General features: G+C 30.6%; 16 protein-coding genes and 1 pseudogene. 6 read left to right on the top strand and 11 right to left on the bottom strand.

Annotation, left to right across the window (positions count from 1 at the left end):
* Positions 1-57: 57 nt before the first annotated feature.
* Positions 58-1,275, bottom strand: a complete 1,218-nt coding sequence (locus O1U_RS03110) for an FAD-dependent 2-octaprenylphenol hydroxylase (RefSeq protein ID WP_016503944.1) — start codon at positions 1,273-1,275, stop codon at positions 58-60.
* A 23-nt stretch (positions 1,276-1,298) separates the two neighbouring features.
* A pseudogene (gene ubiH, locus O1U_RS03105) lies at positions 1,299-2,455 on the bottom strand (2-octaprenyl-6-methoxyphenyl hydroxylase).
* A 385-nt stretch (positions 2,456-2,840) separates the two neighbouring features.
* Here ubiH and zapA point away from each other — a divergent pair.
* The 3 genes from zapA to rpiA all read left to right on the top strand — a co-directional run bounded on the left by zapA (position 2,841) and on the right by rpiA (position 4,529).
* Positions 2,841-3,122: a cell division protein ZapA gene (gene zapA / locus O1U_RS03100; RefSeq protein ID WP_016503942.1), complete on the top strand. Its 282-nt coding sequence runs from the start codon at positions 2,841-2,843 to the stop codon at positions 3,120-3,122.
* Positions 3,123-3,180: 58 nt separating this feature from the next.
* A complete protein-coding gene (locus O1U_RS03095; protein ID WP_016503941.1) occupies positions 3,181-3,768 on the top strand; it encodes a 5-formyltetrahydrofolate cyclo-ligase in 588 nt (195 codons plus the stop codon).
* An 89-nt stretch (positions 3,769-3,857) separates the two neighbouring features.
* On the top strand, positions 3,858-4,529 hold the full coding sequence (rpiA, locus tag O1U_RS03090; protein WP_016503940.1) for a ribose-5-phosphate isomerase RpiA: 672 nt from the start codon (positions 3,858-3,860) through the stop codon (positions 4,527-4,529).
* Between the two features lie 312 nt (positions 4,530-4,841).
* On the opposite strand, the gene O1U_RS03085 is transcribed toward rpiA, so the two are convergent.
* The 6 genes from O1U_RS03085 to murJ form a co-directional block, all read right to left on the bottom strand.
* Complete coding sequence (locus O1U_RS03085; protein WP_016503939.1) at positions 4,842-5,114, bottom strand: chorismate mutase; 273 nt, start codon at positions 5,112-5,114, stop codon at positions 4,842-4,844.
* 112 nt (positions 5,115-5,226) lie between these two features.
* Positions 5,227-6,171 (bottom strand): 4-hydroxy-3-methylbut-2-enyl diphosphate reductase, encoded by a 945-nt coding sequence (gene ispH / locus O1U_RS03080; protein WP_016503938.1) that lies wholly within the window; start codon positions 6,169-6,171, stop codon positions 5,227-5,229.
* A 49-nt stretch (positions 6,172-6,220) separates the two neighbouring features.
* Positions 6,221-6,718, bottom strand: a complete 498-nt coding sequence (gene lspA, locus O1U_RS03075) for a signal peptidase II (protein WP_016503937.1) — start codon at positions 6,716-6,718, stop codon at positions 6,221-6,223.
* Between the two features lie 56 nt (positions 6,719-6,774).
* Entirely contained in the window at positions 6,775-9,615 is a 2,841-nt protein-coding gene (ileS, locus tag O1U_RS03070; RefSeq protein ID WP_040356549.1) for an isoleucine--tRNA ligase, read from the bottom strand.
* A gap of 63 nt (positions 9,616-9,678) precedes the next feature.
* Entirely contained in the window at positions 9,679-10,617 is a 939-nt protein-coding gene (gene ribF, locus O1U_RS03065; RefSeq protein WP_016503935.1) for a bifunctional riboflavin kinase/FAD synthetase, read from the bottom strand.
* An 80-nt stretch (positions 10,618-10,697) separates the two neighbouring features.
* Complete coding sequence (gene murJ / locus O1U_RS03060; protein WP_016503934.1) at positions 10,698-12,260, bottom strand: murein biosynthesis integral membrane protein MurJ; 1,563 nt, start codon at positions 12,258-12,260, stop codon at positions 10,698-10,700.
* 236 nt (positions 12,261-12,496) lie between these two features.
* Here murJ and rpsT point away from each other — a divergent pair, with 236 nt between their 5' ends.
* Positions 12,497-12,763 carry a 30S ribosomal protein S20 gene (rpsT, locus tag O1U_RS03055; RefSeq protein WP_016503933.1) on the top strand — a complete coding sequence of 89 codons (267 nt, stop codon included), beginning with the start codon at positions 12,497-12,499 and terminating at the stop codon, positions 12,761-12,763.
* Between the two features lie 52 nt (positions 12,764-12,815).
* Here rpsT and O1U_RS03050 read toward each other — a convergent pair whose 3' ends face one another.
* From O1U_RS03050 to rppH, 3 genes are all read right to left on the bottom strand, one after another.
* Complete coding sequence (locus O1U_RS03050; protein ID WP_016503932.1) at positions 12,816-13,664, bottom strand: thymidylate synthase; 849 nt, start codon at positions 13,662-13,664, stop codon at positions 12,816-12,818.
* Between the two features lie 4 nt (positions 13,665-13,668).
* Positions 13,669-14,472: a prolipoprotein diacylglyceryl transferase gene (gene lgt, locus O1U_RS03045; RefSeq protein ID WP_016503931.1), complete on the bottom strand. Its 804-nt coding sequence runs from the start codon at positions 14,470-14,472 to the stop codon at positions 13,669-13,671.
* Positions 14,473-14,592: 120 nt separating this feature from the next.
* Positions 14,593-15,090, bottom strand: coding sequence for an RNA pyrophosphohydrolase (rppH, locus tag O1U_RS03040; protein WP_016503930.1), 498 nt, complete (start codon positions 15,088-15,090; stop codon positions 14,593-14,595).
* A 128-nt stretch (positions 15,091-15,218) separates the two neighbouring features.
* Here rppH and mutH point away from each other — a divergent pair, with 128 nt between their 5' ends.
* Positions 15,219-15,884, top strand: a complete 666-nt coding sequence (gene mutH / locus O1U_RS03035; protein ID WP_016503929.1) for a DNA mismatch repair endonuclease MutH — start codon at positions 15,219-15,221, stop codon at positions 15,882-15,884.
* 134 nt (positions 15,885-16,018) lie between these two features.
* Positions 16,019-16,432: a DNA polymerase III subunit psi gene (locus O1U_RS03030; RefSeq protein WP_016503928.1), complete on the top strand. Its 414-nt coding sequence runs from the start codon at positions 16,019-16,021 to the stop codon at positions 16,430-16,432.
* Positions 16,433-16,496 lie beyond the last annotated feature (64 nt).

Here is a 16,496-nt window from a genome sequence, read left to right as displayed (position 1 = left end):
AGTTTACTTAATCAAAGAAAGAGAAACCTATACTAACGTTCTTAAAGAAATTTTATTTTATTTTAAAAAACTAGTAGCCAATTTAGGCAAATTACCTTTAACTCCTAAAGCTTGCCTTATAATTTCATCTTTTATATAAGGAAATCGATTAGTGAATTCCATCCCAAAACCACGGATTAATTTTTTAATAGGATTACTACCTTGAAATAAATCTCTAAAAGACTGCATTAAAGCAATCATTTTCACAGCCTCGGTTTTTCTCCATCGTTCATACTGACGTAAATTTCTCCTTTTACCAAAATCTTTTCCCTTCCTAGATAAAGCTAATATTTCTTCTGCTAAGCTAGCAGCATCTAATAAACCTAAGTTGACACCTTGTCCTGCTAATGAATGGATAGTATGGGCGGCATCACCAATTAATACTGCACGTTCAACCACAAAATCTCTGGCATAACGCATTCTAAGTGGATAGATAACACGTTTAGTAATTACTTGGCACAATCCTAAATACGCATCAAACTCTTCAGTTAAGCATTTATTAAATTCATCATCAGATATATATACTAATTGCTTTGCACGACCAGAGTCTGTTGACCAAACAATAGAACTTATATATTCATTGGATATAGGTAAAAATGCTAAAGTTCCTTGTGAGGTAAATATTTGGCGAACTATAGATTCATGATCGTTTTGAGTCTGAACATTTGCTACAATTGCGTTGTGCCCATAATCCCAATATGTTAAGGGAATATCCATTTCCTTACGGATCCAAGAATTAGCACCATCAGCACCTACTAGTAATTTTGCAGTAAGAATATTTCCATTATCTAATGTAAGCCAAACTTCATGTTCTCCAATAGTTATTGAGAAACAACCAGTCGACATGAAAAAATAAACATTTCTTTGTTTTTTCAATGTCTTAATCAAAGAAATCCTAGTTAGTCTATTTTCTACTATATATCCAAGATTAGGATAAATTAATGGATTTGCATTAAATTCAATATGTGCAAAACTATCCTTTTCCCATACTTCCATTGAGGAATACGGGAATATTTGTTTTTCCAAAAAATCAGACCAAACACCTAAGTTTTTAAGAATAGTCATACTAGAACAGTTAAGAGCAGATACACGAATATCAGGAGTTGCATCTAAAAAAGTTTCTGGCACTTTTTTATCAATTAATGCAATTCTAAGTTCTGAATTTTTTAAAGCAGCTGCAAGTGTTAAACCCACCATTCCAGCACCTACAATGATAATATCAACACTCTGAATCATTTGTGAATTACTCCAAAGAAAAGTTAATGATTAACAAAACCTAACATACGATGTAATAAAGACATTTTCAAAAAGAAAATGTTCTCTATAGCAAATAAACCAACACTTCTACCAATTTTTATTGACAGTGAATTACTTGCAAAGAGTTTGACTAAACTTGAAGTTAATTTAATTGTAGCTTGTCTATCTGCATTTCTATGTTTATTAAAACGTATCAAGTTATCATAATCACCTATATCATGAGGTGATGATATAATTTCTTCGGCTAAACTAGCAACGTCACGCATACCTAAATTAAAGCCTTGAGCTGCCATAGGATGTAATGTTTGAGCAGCATTCCCAATAATTGCAAAACGATGAGAAATATTTTTTCTTTGATACCTTAAATACAAAGGATAAGTAGCTTTATTGCTAGCTTTTAATAATTTACCTAAATACCAACCAAATTCTTTTTGTAAACTATCTAAAAATTTCTCCTCATTATAAAACATAACTTCTCTTGCTAAATTTGGAGATAAACACCAAACTAAAGAGAAATTATTGCTACTTATTGGTAGCAATGCAATGGAACCAGATTTAGTAAAACGCTTGAATGCCATACCATTATTTTTTTCACTTGAAATAATCTTAGCAACTACTGCCGCTTGTTTAAAATCATATTCTTGATAATCTAATCTAATTTTTTTACAACAAGCAGAAATAGAACCATCAGCAGCAACTAATAACTTTGCTGTTAGCTGTTTAGAATCCGTTAGAATAATTTTTACTTTATCTATTTTTTGCTTAACACCAGTTACTGATTTTGAAAAAATAATTCGATATTATTCATTTTCTTTAACCGATTATAATAAATGTCCAATACATGAGACAACTCAACTACATACCCTATAGCGTCAATAAAATAGTTTTCGGTACAAATATTCACTATACCTAAATTTGAACGTTCTGAAATCTGGATCTGATTAATAGGTGTTGCAATATCAATAATAGCTTCCCAGAGCTTAAATTTTTTCATTAATTCTACCGTTCCATGTGACAAAGCAATAGAACGATTTAGGGTATTTTTAAAAGGCTCAATTAATGCGATAGAGAATTTTTCGTTACTTAATACATTAAGCGATAAGGCGAAAGTTACTCCAACTATTCCACCGCCAGCAATTATTACATCAAATTTTTTCATAGACTGAACACTCATTTATTAACAACTTTAGGAATCCTTTAAAAATATGTGATAAAAATGCATTTTTTTAAAAAATTAATTTTAAAGCTAACTAATTTATAGAAATTATAATGTACAAATAAAACTAACAATTCTAAATTTATTTAGTCAATTTAAGTATAAAAACGATTAACTACTTATCCTCGATTAAAGAGACTAGAACTCGTTTTTCTATTAATTAACTAGCTTGTATTATTGACCTTTCATTGTATATTTTATATTTTTATCTTGATTTTAATGAAAAACTTGAATGTTACTGGAGATTTTTTTATAGTTTTTGATTCAACAGTTATATTGCTAGCGTTCCGATTAATTTAACAATAGCATAAAAAAAGAGCTTATCGATATGAGTAATCAAGCAGTAAACGTTGAAATTTTAGGTAAACTAACCCGAGTAAGCTGTCCATCTGGGCAAGAAGATTCTCTTATTGAAGCTGCAAAAGATTTAGACAATAGATTGAAAGAAATGATAAAACGTACTAAAGTGACTAATGAGGTACAGCTTTTAACTTTTGCAGCTTTGAATGTTTGCTATGAATTACAGGAAAACAATAAAATTAAAGAACGAATAAAATTACTGGCAAAATCATTAGAAAATGCGCTTTGTAAAGTAAACCTGGCGCAATAAAATTCATAGTTATGATTCTCATTTATGAGAATGTTAACTGTTTCAGGTTAGTTAGACTATGTCTTCACGTCAAAATCTAAGGAAACAAATTCGTTTTAAACGTAATCTACTATGCAAAAATGAGCAATATCAAGCAAGCTTTAATCTGCTTGCTCGTTTTTTAACCTTACCAGAATTAATTCATTGCCAGCATATCGCTTTATATATTTCGTTTGATGGTGAAATAGATACGACTCCACTTGTGAAATGGCTTTGGCAAAATAAGAAACAAACTTATTTACCTGTGATACATCCTTTTCTTGAAGGTCATCTGCTTTTTCTATCTTATGAAAAAGATACATTAATGACTAAAAATAGATATGGAATTCTAGAGCCAAAACTTAAAAAAAAAATTATAAGACCAATAAATCAATTAGATCTTATTTGTACTCCATTAGTTAGCTTTAATGCATTGGGTTATAGGATTGGTATGGGTGGCGGTTATTACGACAGAACATTTAAAGCTGCTAAAATAAAAGATGTTTCACCAACATTAATTGGACTTGCTTATGATTTTCAGTATAGCAATAAACTTTCAATAGAATCCTGGGATATGCCCTTAACTAAAATAGTGACACCAAGCCAAATCTGGCAATGTAAGCCCTAGATTAATCTAGCCACAATGCTAAACTCATTCATCATCTAATTTTAGAACTATGTAGATTACCGTTCACATTAGAAATTAGGAGAATGAGCATGACACAAGATGAAATGAAAAAATCAGCTGCTGTAGCAGCATTAAAGTACGTAGAAGAAGGTAGCATAATCGGAATTGGCACAGGTTCTACAGTTAATTACTTCATTGATGCTTTAGCTTCAGTTAAGGATAAAATTAAAGGGGCTGTATCGAGCTCTAATATCTCCACTAAAAAGTTAAAATCTTTAGGAATCAAAGTATTTGATTGTAATGACGTTATTAAGTTAAATACTTATATTGATAGTGCAGATGAAATTAACCCAAGCTTTGATATGATTAAGGGAGGTGGAGCAGCATTAACTCGAGAAAAAATTATCTCAGCTATTTCAGAAACATTTGTTTGTATTGTCGATAAAACTAAGCTAGTTAATATTCTTGGCAATTTCCCCCTTCCAGTTGAAATCATTCCTATGGCTCGTTCCTACGTCGCACGCCAATTATTAAAACTTGGTGGAGATCCAGTATACCGAGCAGGAACAATTACTGATAACAATAATGTTATTGTTGATGTATACAATCTCAAAATTAATGATGCAAAATCACTAGAAAATCAAATTAATGCTATAACAGGTGTTGTAACAGTAGGACTATTTGCTAACCGAGGTGCAGATATAATTATTACCGGTACACCTGAAGGTGTACAAATTAAAAGTTTAGCAATAAAAAAATAAATACTACTTCCTATCAGTAATATTTAAATAAACATCAGTTTTTATTAAAAATAGGAGAATTGTAGTCATCGGTTACTATTATTACTATTAGGTAACGTAAAGAGTCCATCTACAATTAATTTTGGGAACTAATTTGAAAAATTTATCGATAGTACCTTTCAAAAAGTTGACTCATAGTCAATTCTTCTTGATTGTACTTTTATAATAAGTAGCATCTAACAATTCATTAGTTAATAAAACGAATTTAGCAGTAATGGAAAGATTCAGAAAGATCAACTATTTAATCATCTTTAGAAGATGTAAAAAAATAATTCACTCTTTACGTGAGATACAACGCATAGACTCATTTATAATCTGAGAAAGAATATCTCGAATAAATTGAGGAGAAAGACCTAGTTTTATTGCTTCATCAGAACGTTCTTTAAGAATAAATGCTTCTCTATCTGGTGAATAAAATGGTAATCCGTATTTATGCTTAAATCTACAGATCTTTTTTACCAAAAAAAAACGTTTTGAAAGCAAATTCAAAACTTGTTGATCAATGGTATCTATTTGATTACGCAATTTGTTTAGTTCAACAATCATAATAATTCCTTATGCAATAGCTATACTTAAAAATAAAAAGTAAACACATAATTTACGAATGTCAAAACAAATATCAACGATAAAGAAGACAGGCTATTTGCTATCATTTAAATTATCGAGGTTCCAATTCTTTAGGTAATTCAAAAAATACAGTTTCTTTACAACCTGAAAGTTGTTCAGTAACAAATTCTCCTGAGATTTTAATACGTTCAACAATTTGGTCTACTAATTCCTGAGGTGCAGAAGCTCCAGCTGTAACCCCAACTTTAAGTTTACCTTTAAGCCATTCTAATTTAATATTTTCTGGACAATCAACTAAATAACTAGGTATACCCAAATTTTCCGCAATTTCTTTAAGACGAGTAGAATTAGAAGAATTGTTAGAACCAACAACAATAACTAAATCAGTATAACTAGCAAGCTTATGTACAGCATCTTGCCGATTCTGAGTAGCATAACAAATATCATCCTTTTTAGGGCCTTGAATATTTGGAAAAATACGATTTAATTCATTAATAATCTCTTTCGTTTCATTTACAGATAAAGTAGTTTGAGTAACATAGCAAAGATTATTTGGATCTTTTATCTTACTCTTTAAGAACTTTTTTATATCTGAAAGTACTTCTATCAAATATATACCACCAATATGACTAGTATAGTGACCCATCGTACCCTGAACTTCAGGATGACCAGAGTGTCCAATTAATACAATCTCCATATGTTTACGGCTTGCACGAGCAACTTCCATATGAACCTTTTTTACTAATGGACAAGTGGCATCAAATACTGTTAACGATTGTTCTTTTGCTTTCTTACGTACTGTCTTTGAAACACCATGAGCTGAGAAAACGACGATACTGTTATTAGGTACTTCGTTCAACTCTTCAACAAAAATAGCACCACGCTGTTTTAAATCATCTACCACAAAACGATTGTGAACTATCTCATGACGAACATAAACTGGGGCCTGATATATCTCCAACGCACATTTAACTATATTAACAGCGCGCTCAACGCCAGCACAAAATCCACGCGGATTAGCTAACACAATTTTCATTTAAATGATTCTCCTTTCTTAAAAGAGAATTAACTTAATAGTAAGGTAACTAATAACTTTTCTTAAAAGAATCTAATAAAATTATTATAATAACACCAATAAAAATGCATGAATCAGCAAAATTAAATGCTGGCCAATGGTAATTTCCTAAATAAAAATAAAGGTAATCCACTACAAAACCATGAATACAGCGATCTAACAAATTACCTAATGCACCGCCAATAATTAATGAATAAGCAATATTATTCCATTTGCTTTGATTAAAAAAAACTACCCAATAAATTAATATGATTATTATTATTAAAGCACTACCAATAAATAACCAACGCTGCCAACCATTTTGATCACTTAAAAAACCAAATGCAGCACCATAATTATGAATATAAAGAAAATCAAAAAATGGGAAAATCTCAACGCGATTTTCCCAACCATATCCCATATTATCCATGATAAAAAATTTAATACTAATATCAACCAGAAATACTAAAATTGACAAACATAACCAGGAAATACCAGACTGTTTTCGTCTAAATCTTCCTTGATTCATCCTTTCCTCCAAAAATATTCTAATTAAAACTTTCACCTTTAATGATAAAGTCTTAATCAGGCAAATCGACGAATTTCTCCTTTACCATGCATATTAGATATACAGCGAACACATATTTTCTCATATCCTTTTACGCTACCAACATCAGATACATAATGCCAACATCGATCACATTTTTTAGCTTTTGTTCTAACTACTTTAATAAATAAATTAGCAACTTCTGTTGCTTGAGCAGTATCAGTTTTTTCAGCAATATTTTTTACTTTAGCTTTAGATGTTAATAAAACAAAACGTAACTCACTTTTAAGTTTATTAAGCCTATTAGCTAACGAATCATCAGTATATAAGGTAATTTCTGCTTGCAATGCACTACCAATAATTTTCTTTCTACGAGCATCCTCTAACAGTTTATTTACCTCTGAACGAACTATCTGAATTTCATCCCAAAAATCGTGATTTAATTCTTCTTCTTCTGAAAGATCAAATAACTTTTCATACCATTCACCAGTAAAAACAAACTTATCACGTACACCAGGCATTTCATTCCAAATTTCATCAGCCGTGAATGACATGATTGGTGCTATCCAACGAACGAGTGCTTCTACAGCATAATACAGTGTAGTTTGACAACTTCTTTGAGCATGTCCTCCACTTTTTGCAGTATATTGACGATCTTTAATGATATCTAAATAAAATGAACCCATTTCAATAGAACAAAAATGCATTAAACATTGAGTGACCCTATGAATATCATACTTATCATAAGCTTTAATAATCTCTTTTTGTGAAGCAAATACTCGTGCAACAGCCCAACGATCAAGTGCAACCATATTACCTGAAGAAATTAAATCTGTTTCAGGATTAAAACCATTTAAGTTAGCTAAAAAAAACCGGGCCGTATTACGAATACGACGATAGGTATCGGAAGATTGCTTTAAAATTTCATTAGAAATAGTTACTAAACCAGTATAATCTGTTGACGCAACCCATAAACGAAGAATATCGGCACCTAACTTATTAATCATATCTTTAGGAGAAACAACGTTGCCAAGAGATTTAGACATTTTACGTCCATGGTTATCTACAACAAAACCATGAGTTAAAACAGCCTTATATGGAGCTTTATTTTTCATAGCGAGTGATGAAATTAAAGAAGATTGGAACCAACCACGATGTTGATCAGAACCTTCTAAATAAAGATCTGCTTTCTTTCTATCATATCCTTCACGAATATCTATAATAGAATAATGTGTTACCCCTGAATCAAACCAAACATCCAATGTATCAAATGTTTTTTCATAATTCTTTGCATCGTTAACAGTTAAAAAATCTGAAGTATCAAGATCCCACCACGCTTGAATACCATTTTTTTCAACTAATTTTGCAATTTGTTCTATAAAATAAGAAGTATTTGGATGGAGCTCTTCTGTCTCTTTATGAATAAAAAAAGCAATTGGAACTCCCCAAATACGTTGACGAGAAATACACCACTCCGGGCGCTCTTCAATCATTCCTGCAATACGATTTTCTCCCCATTTAGGTAACCAATGAACATTTTTAATTTCTTGGAGCATTTTTTCACGCAAGCTAGTTTTATCCATTGAAATAAACCATTGCTTAGTTGCCCGAAAAATAATTGGTGTATTATGACGCCAACAATGTGGATAACTATGCTTATGAGGAGAATAACTCAATAGTGCGTTATGTTTTTCTAGTATATCGAGAATTACATTATCTGATTTAAAAATATGATGACCAGCCAATAACTCAGTATCAGGCAAGTAAATACCATCTGAACCTACTGGATTTGAAATTTCTAAATTATAATTTTTTGCAACAATAAAGTCTTCTTGACCATGGCCTGGAGCTGTATGGACAATACCTGTACCCGAATCAATTGTGACATGATTCCCAAATACAACAGGAACAGTAAAATTATAAAATGGATGCTTAAACTTAAAAAATTTTAAACTCTCTCCCTTAACAATACCAAGAGTATAAAAATGTTTGATATTAGAATGCTTCATTACTTCTATTAAAAGCTCAGAAGCGATAATGAGACGCTGTGCTGGGTGCGTTTTATATGCTTCAATTTGAATAAGGGAATATTCTATCTCAGCACACAAACAAACTGCTCGATTTGCTGGTAATGTCCATAAAGTAGTCGTCCATATAACAATTGAAATATTACCTCGACCAGAATGATGTCTTATTAAAGAAAACTTTTTAATTAGCTTTTCTTCATTTTCTGCCAAAAATTTAACATATACAGAAGAGGATACTTTATTTTTATACTCTACTTCTGCTTCAGCAAGAGCTGAACGACAACTTGTACACCAAAGAACTGGTTTAAATCCTTTTAATACATGACCGTTTTTAGAAATTTTCCCTAATGCACGAATTATATTTGCTTCAGTGGAAAAATCCATTGTTTTATATGGATTATCCCAATCTCCTAGAATACCAAGACGCTTAAAACTATTTTTTTGCACATTAATTTGATCAGATGCATATTGACGACATTGTTTACGAAATTCAGCTGAAGTTATTTTTTTACCTAACTTTTTTAATTTTTTTTCTACAAATAATTCAATTGGTAAACCATGACAATCCCAACCAGGAATATATGGGGCATCAAAACCAGAAAGAGTTTTAGACTTAATAATAATATCTTTAAGAATCTTATTAAGAGCATGACCGACATGAATATCGCCATTAGCATAAGGAGGACCATCATGCAATATAAAAGATTTTTTCCCTTTTTTCGCTTTACGAATTTCAGAATAAAGATCTTTTTCATTCCAACGTTTTAGCATTTCTGGTTCACGATTAGCAAGATTTCCACGCATTGCAAACCTTGTTTTGGGTAAATTCAAGGTATCTTTATAATTACTCATTAATCCTAATCCGTTGTCAAAAATTATAAAAATGACATCAATTGATCAAAATAAATAAATTAACTAACTTGTTAAGTGGCTAAAAAACCAACTTCTAGCTAATTTAGCATCTAATTCTATTTGTTTTTTAAGCAATTTAAATGAACTAAATTTTTGTTCATTTCTGATCTTATGTAAAAAAAACACTTCTAAGTAATTACCATAAAAATCGTCATAAAAATCAAATATATGTACTTCTAATTGCCGGGAAAGAGCATTAATAGTTGGTCTATTTCCTATATTAGCAACACCATTAACACTTTGTTTTCGTAAACCTAAAACATGTACAACATAAACACCAGAAATAGGAACTACAAAACGTTTTAATGGAATATTAGCTGTAGGAAAACCAATAGTACGACCTAACTTTTGGCCATGAGAAACACGTCCACTAATGCTATATTTTCTTCCAAGCATTTGACTAGCCTGACTGAGCTTACCATGTGCTAAAGCAGAACGAATGGAAGTGCTACTGATTCGAGAATATTTAAAATGAAAACTTTTAGTGCTAATAACCTGAAAAGCATGATTTTCTCCTGCTTTTTTAAGCATGGAAAAATTTCCCATCCGATCTCTGCCAAAACAGAAATCATCGCCTAAAATTAAAAGTTTAACATCTAACCTAGAAACTAAAAAATCAAGGATAAAGGATTCCGCTGACAAATTTGCAAAATATTTATTAAAATGTATACACAATACATAATCCAACCCAAATTTACTCAATTGAATAAACTTATCTCGAAATCGAGTTAATCGAGCAGGGGATTGATTTTCAGAGAAAAATTCTAATGGTTGAGGCTCAAAAATCATTACAATTGAAGGTAAGTTTAAAATTTTTGCATGCTTAACTAATTGATTTAGAACATAACGATGTCCCAAATGGACACCATCAAAATTACCTATGGTTAATACGCAACTTTTATGTTGCACTTTAATATTTTTAATACCTCGGATTAGTTCCATTAAAAACCTTACTATTTCAGTTTAGCATTATAGCAATAGCGCAACATAAATACAGGCTAATTATACATTCTATCAATTTTTTAAGTTGTTATACTTTTAAAATCTTTCAAGCGTATACCAAGAAAAAAAATACTTACTAAGTAAGAAAAAATACCTAATATTATCAATATACATAAACTAACTACTCTATCAAAAATATGTAAAGTTAACCAAATTGATATATCATCAAGTTGATAAAATAGTATTATTCCCATAAAACAGCTAGCCAAGATTATCTTACAAATTAAGAATACAGTTTGTTTTGTTAATTGGTAAACACCTTGCAGATATAATCCTTTATATAAAAGAAACATATTGACAAAAGCGGATAAAGCAGTAGACATTGCTAATCCTAAATAACCATAAAACCAAGAAAGTATCAAATTTAATATAATATTGAACAACATAGATATTATACCGTACTTTACTGGTGCTCTAGTATTCTGCCTACTATAATATCCAGAAGCAAATACTTTAATTAACATACAATTAATTAAACCAGATGAATATGCTAATAGTGATAGAGATGTATTATGAACATCATTTAAAGTAAATTCTCCGCGCATAAATAAAACAATTAACAAAGGCTTAGAAAGAACCATTAATCCTAACATAGCAGGAACACCAAACAAAGTTACCATTCGAACTCCCCAATCTACCGTACTAGTAAAGATTTTACTTTGAGAGTGTAGATAACTTCTCGATAAAGTAGGCAAAATAATTGTTGCAATAGCAACACCAAATAATCCTAATGGAAATTCAAATAAACGATTTGCATAATACATCCAACTAATTGACCCGGTAGATAAAAAACTTGCAATTAAAGTATCAAACAATAAATTTATTTGACTTACAGATACTCCAAATAAAGCCGGAATCATTAAAGTCCTAATCTGGATTAAACCTGGATAGTTCCAATTCCATTTAGGTTTAACAAGTAATTTTTCTTTTATAAGAAAAGGAAGTTGAAATAAACACTGGAAAAGTCCACCACAAAATATCCCAATTGCCAAACCAATTTCAGGTTGATCCATATTTGGGGAAACAAACCATGCAAATCCTATAAGAATAACATTTAAAAAAACTGGAGTAAAAGCAGAAACAGAAAATTTCCCCATAGTATTAAGAATAGCTCCAGATAAAGCAACGAAGGTAATAAACCATAGATAAGGAAAAGTAATTTTGAGCATACAATTGGCTAATTCGAATTTTTTAGCTTCAGGACCATCAGTTAGCCAATCTATAAACCAACCTATTCCAAATAAAGCCGTTAATATGCTAGATCCTAAGACTCCAAAAATCGTAACGATTAAAACAATTAAGCCTAATGTTCCGGATGTTACTGAAATTAATTCACGAGTTTTTTTTATATTATTATATTTATAGTATTCAGTTAAAATAGGGATAAAAGCTTGTGAAAAAGCTCCTTCTGCAAATAAACGACGTAAAAAGTTAGGAATTTTATTAGCAAAAAAAAATACATCTGCATTCATACTAGATCCAACTAAACTAGCTATCACTATATCACGCATAACTCCTAATATACGGGAAATTAAAGTCATTGTACTAACTATAATTCCAGATTTTAAAAGATGTTTGCTCATAGTAAACCTCAATAAAAATTTATTTTATTCTATGTTTTCTGATAGATGTAATGATAAAAAATAAAGTATTAGTACTAACATTAAAATACTGATATAATGATCGGATGTTGATTTCTAGATGACTTATCCTACTACTAGGAGTTAGAATAGTTCTCTGGAATATGTTTGATAAAAAGGATTGATTAAAATCATTTTTATATTTTATCCCTAAACTAGTTTTTTTGGAGTTTAATACATTGGCAAATAATAAATCTGCTAAAAAACGTGCAATTCAATCTGAAAAGCATCGTCGCCATAATGCAAGCCGCCGTTCTTTTATGCGTACTCATATTAAAAAAACTACTGCTGCTATTAAGACTGGCAATAAGGAAGCTGCAGAAATTGCACTTTCTAAGGTAATTCCTATATTAGATCGAATGGCTACTAAGGGTCTTATTCATAAAAATAAGGCTGCTCGTCATAAATCACGTTTTTCAGCTGCAGTTAAATTAATGGCAGTATAATTATTTCTATACTAAAAAGTCCATTATTAATAATTAATTAGACAGTTTCTTTTCAAACAGAGAAGGGGTATTTGATCGGTCCATAACTCTTATAGTCTTTAATCCAAAAGTCATCTAATGTTACCCAAGTTTCTAGATCTTCTAGGGAATTGATATCTTGGTTAATGTGAAAAGTTGCAGGTTTTAGGGGTATACGCTTCAATTGAATTTCTTTCATTAATTTTAGTTGATCTTCATATATGTGAGCATTTACAATTTTATGATATGCCATACCTGCCTTTTTATTAGTAATTTTTGCTATAATCTTTAAAAAAGCATATACCTGGACCATATTGAATGTTAATCCAATTGGGACATCGCATGAACGTTGTGTGCTATTTAAATGTAAAGTATTACCCAATAATGAAAAATGGTGACTATACATGCAAGGCCTTAAACATCCCATGTGGAATTCACCAGGATTATAAAAAGAAAGAATCTCTCCACGATCATCAATTCCTAGCAATAAATCATTCACTATATTTCGCATCTGATCAATATAACCACCATCATACTTCCATCTACGTCCTTGTACACCGTATACCCTACCCATATCATCTTTTCCCTTGCGATATGGACTATTTAACCACACTTTATTTAAATTTGCATTAGCATCCCAAGTTTTAGTGCCTAATTTTCGAAAATCTTCTGCATTATCATAACCACGGATATACCCAATTAATTCAGCGATTGCTGGTTTCCAAAAACCTCTTCGAGTAGTTACAAGAGGGAATTGATTATTAGCTACATCATAACTAAGATCTGCATTTATGACAGTAAGACAACGTTTCCCTGTACGTTTATTTATAATCCAAACACCATTATCAACAATACGTTGACATAGCTCTAAGTACTGTTTCACTTAATTAAACCTGTTGCTTTCTAAAAAATATATAAGAATACAATATTATTAATATCCCAATAATAAACATAGGTAAAGATAAAATCTGTCCCATTGTAGTATATCCAAAAAATAAACCTAAATGTTCATCAGGTTCACGAAAATATTCAATAAAAAATCGAAATGTAGCATATCCTACTAAAAATAATCCTGATACAGAACCCACAGGAGGTGTTTTTTTAGTAAACCAATTGATTATTAAAAATAATACTAAACCCTCAAGAAAAAATTCATATAATTGAGAAGGATGGCGAGGGAGATTGCCTCCATTGGGAAAAATAATAGCCCAAGGCACGTCAGTTACTCTTCCCCACAACTCACTATTAATAAAATTACCGATACGGCCCATTCCTAAACCAAATGGAACTAGTGGAGCAACAAAATCTGCTACACTCCAAAAATTACATTTATTTTTTTTAGAATACCAAAATATTGCACTAATAACTCCTAATAAACCACCATGAAAAGACATTCCTCCCATCCATATTTTAAAAATGTATAAAGGATTATTAAGAAAGAAATTAAATTTATAAAATAGAACATAACCAATACGACCTCCTAAAATAGCTGAAATAAAACTAATAAACAATAGATCAGATATTTGATCAGAAGTCCAATCGATATCTAAGCAACGTACACGATATTTAGCAAAGCAGATAGCAAATATAAAACCAACTAGGTACATTAATCCATACCAACGTATCGAAAATGGACCAAGAGAAAATAATATAGGGTCAAGATTAGGAAATACTAAAAAACTTTCATACATTAAAGAATTTTCCTTTACTACTGGGCAGTAATAATTTAAAAATAGCTTATAAAAGAGCACTTAATGTAAAGTATTTTTAAAAAAATCTAAAGCACTAGCATCAAGTTATTAAAATTCTTATCAATTACTGTATTTTTTATTTTTAAAAGGCATTGCTATTCTAGAAAATTCTTTCATTGCACGTCGATATACATCTCGTTTAAAAGAAACTACCTGCCTTACTGGATACCAATAACTTACCCATCTCCAACCATCAAATTCAGGAACATTTCCCAGCTGCATATTAATGCGTGATTCATCACAATCGAGAATTAACAAAAACCATTTTTGTTTTTGTCCAATACAAATAGGTTTTGAATTCCATCTTACCAATCTTTTTGGTAGTTTATATCGTAACCAATAACGACTACTTGCTACAATTTTTACATCTCTTTTTTTTAATCCTAGCTCCTCATAAAGTTCTCTATACATTGCCTGTTCAGCAGTTTCTCCTTTATGAATTCCACCTTGAGGAAACTGCCACGAATGTTGCTTATATCTTTTAGCCCAGCAAACCTGGCTATGATTATTATAAATTACAATTCCTACATTTAAGCGGTAACCATTATTGTCTATCACTAAACAAACCTCAAATAAAATTACAACTGAAATAATTTATCTGCTATCTTAAAAAATAGGAGTAAATCTATAAAAAATCTATTGTTTATTATTATAATTTCCCTACCCTCTATTGATATAATTATATTATGAAAACAACTCCAAAATCTGAAGAAGAATTATTTGAAAGGGCAAGAAATATAGCTGGATTTACTGTCTTGGAGCTCGCGATTGAAGCAAATATGCTAGTACCATCAAACTTAATTAAAGATAAAGGATGGATAGGTCAACTTTTAGAATGGCATTTAGGTGCTTGTTCGAGAAATAAACCAAAACAAGATTTTGAACATCTAGGAATTGAACTTAAAAGCATACCTATAGGACATAAAGGCCAACCTTTAGAAACAACCTCTATATGTATCGCGCCTTTAGTTCAAGTACATGAACTTAGCTGGGAACAAAGCTATCTTCGGAAAAAAATATCACGAATTCTATGGATTCCAGTTGAAGGTAAACGCGAAATACCATTATCCAAACGTTTAATAGGATATCCAATACTTTGGTCTCCTTCAAAAACACAAGAATTACAACTAAAAACTGATTGGGAAGAAATTATTGACATGATTGCTTTAGGTCAAATAGAACAAATAACTGCTCGACATGGCGAAGTATTACAACTGCGACCAAAAGCAGCAAATAGCCAAGTACGTACCAATGCTTACGGTACTGATGGAAAATTAATCAAAACATTTCCTAGAGGTTTCTATTTGAGAACCTGCTTTACTGCTAGTATATTGCAATCGCATTTTATCTAAGAACAAAATGATACAATATTCATATTTATAACAAATAACTAAAGCAAATGTTATAATTACAAACTAAACAAAGCATATACTGTTAGTATACACTTATTATTTTTACCAGTACCATATACTAGTTTTTTTAAACGATGAAAAAAAATACTTCATCAAGCAATTATTTTAATTACCTAAAAGAAATGGGCATTACTCAATGGATTTTGGCACATCCTGAAAAATTATCTGGCTATCAATTAAATCAAATTACCTTGCCGTCTTATTTTAATTTTCTATTAGTATCTCCAGTTTATCCTGAAAATGAAACAGCTAAACTATTTGAAAATGTATTAAAAAGCATGCAATTAAATCCATCAGAAGCTTGTCATGTTTTACCAGAATATTTTAATTATATCGAAGCAAACCAACTAAAATGGATTTGGTTTGCTGGCCATCCGCCTATTAGAAACACTATAAAGAAATCTTTAGTTTCACCTTTATTAGAAAAAATCATTGGTAATAAGAAAGAACGCTATTTACTTTGGCAACAAATTTGTTCTCTTAAATAATTCTAAGAAAGTAATAATTACTCATATAATGTTTTTCTTGATAATATTAACCTGGCAACCTTAT

The sequence above is a fragment of the Candidatus Photodesmus katoptron Akat1 genome (assembly GCF_000478685.1).
Classification (GTDB): Bacteria; Pseudomonadota; Gammaproteobacteria; order Enterobacterales; family Vibrionaceae; genus Vibrio; species Vibrio anomalopis.
The sequence above is the reverse complement of the archived record's forward strand: the minus strand, read 5'-3'. Positions and strand labels throughout refer to the sequence as shown.

Coding starts and splice junctions, on each gene's coding strand:
- murJ (WP_016503934.1), bottom strand. CDS start 12,260: ATGAGCAAACATCTTTTAAAATCTGGAATTATAGTTAGTACAATGACT.
- ribF (WP_016503935.1), bottom strand. CDS start 10,617: ATGGAACTAATCCGAGGTATTAAAAATATTAAAGTGCAACATAAAAGT.
- mutH (WP_016503929.1), top strand. CDS start 15,219: ATGAAAACAACTCCAAAATCTGAAGAAGAATTATTTGAAAGGGCAAGA.
- lgt (WP_016503931.1), bottom strand. CDS start 14,472: ATGTATGAAAGTTTTTTAGTATTTCCTAATCTTGACCCTATATTATTT.
- O1U_RS03110 (WP_016503944.1), bottom strand. CDS start 1,275: ATGATTCAGAGTGTTGATATTATCATTGTAGGTGCTGGAATGGTGGGT.
- ileS (WP_040356549.1), bottom strand. CDS start 9,615: ATGAGTAATTATAAAGATACCTTGAATTTACCCAAAACAAGGTTTGCA.
- rpiA (WP_016503940.1), top strand. CDS start 3,858: ATGACACAAGATGAAATGAAAAAATCAGCTGCTGTAGCAGCATTAAAG.
- O1U_RS03030 (WP_016503928.1), top strand. CDS start 16,019: ATGAAAAAAAATACTTCATCAAGCAATTATTTTAATTACCTAAAAGAA.
- O1U_RS03085 (WP_016503939.1), bottom strand. CDS start 5,114: ATGATTGTTGAACTAAACAAATTGCGTAATCAAATAGATACCATTGAT.
- lspA (WP_016503937.1), bottom strand. CDS start 6,718: ATGAATCAAGGAAGATTTAGACGAAAACAGTCTGGTATTTCCTGGTTA.
- O1U_RS03095 (WP_016503941.1), top strand. CDS start 3,181: ATGTCTTCACGTCAAAATCTAAGGAAACAAATTCGTTTTAAACGTAAT.
- ispH (WP_016503938.1), bottom strand. CDS start 6,171: ATGAAAATTGTGTTAGCTAATCCGCGTGGATTTTGTGCTGGCGTTGAG.
- zapA (WP_016503942.1), top strand. CDS start 2,841: ATGAGTAATCAAGCAGTAAACGTTGAAATTTTAGGTAAACTAACCCGA.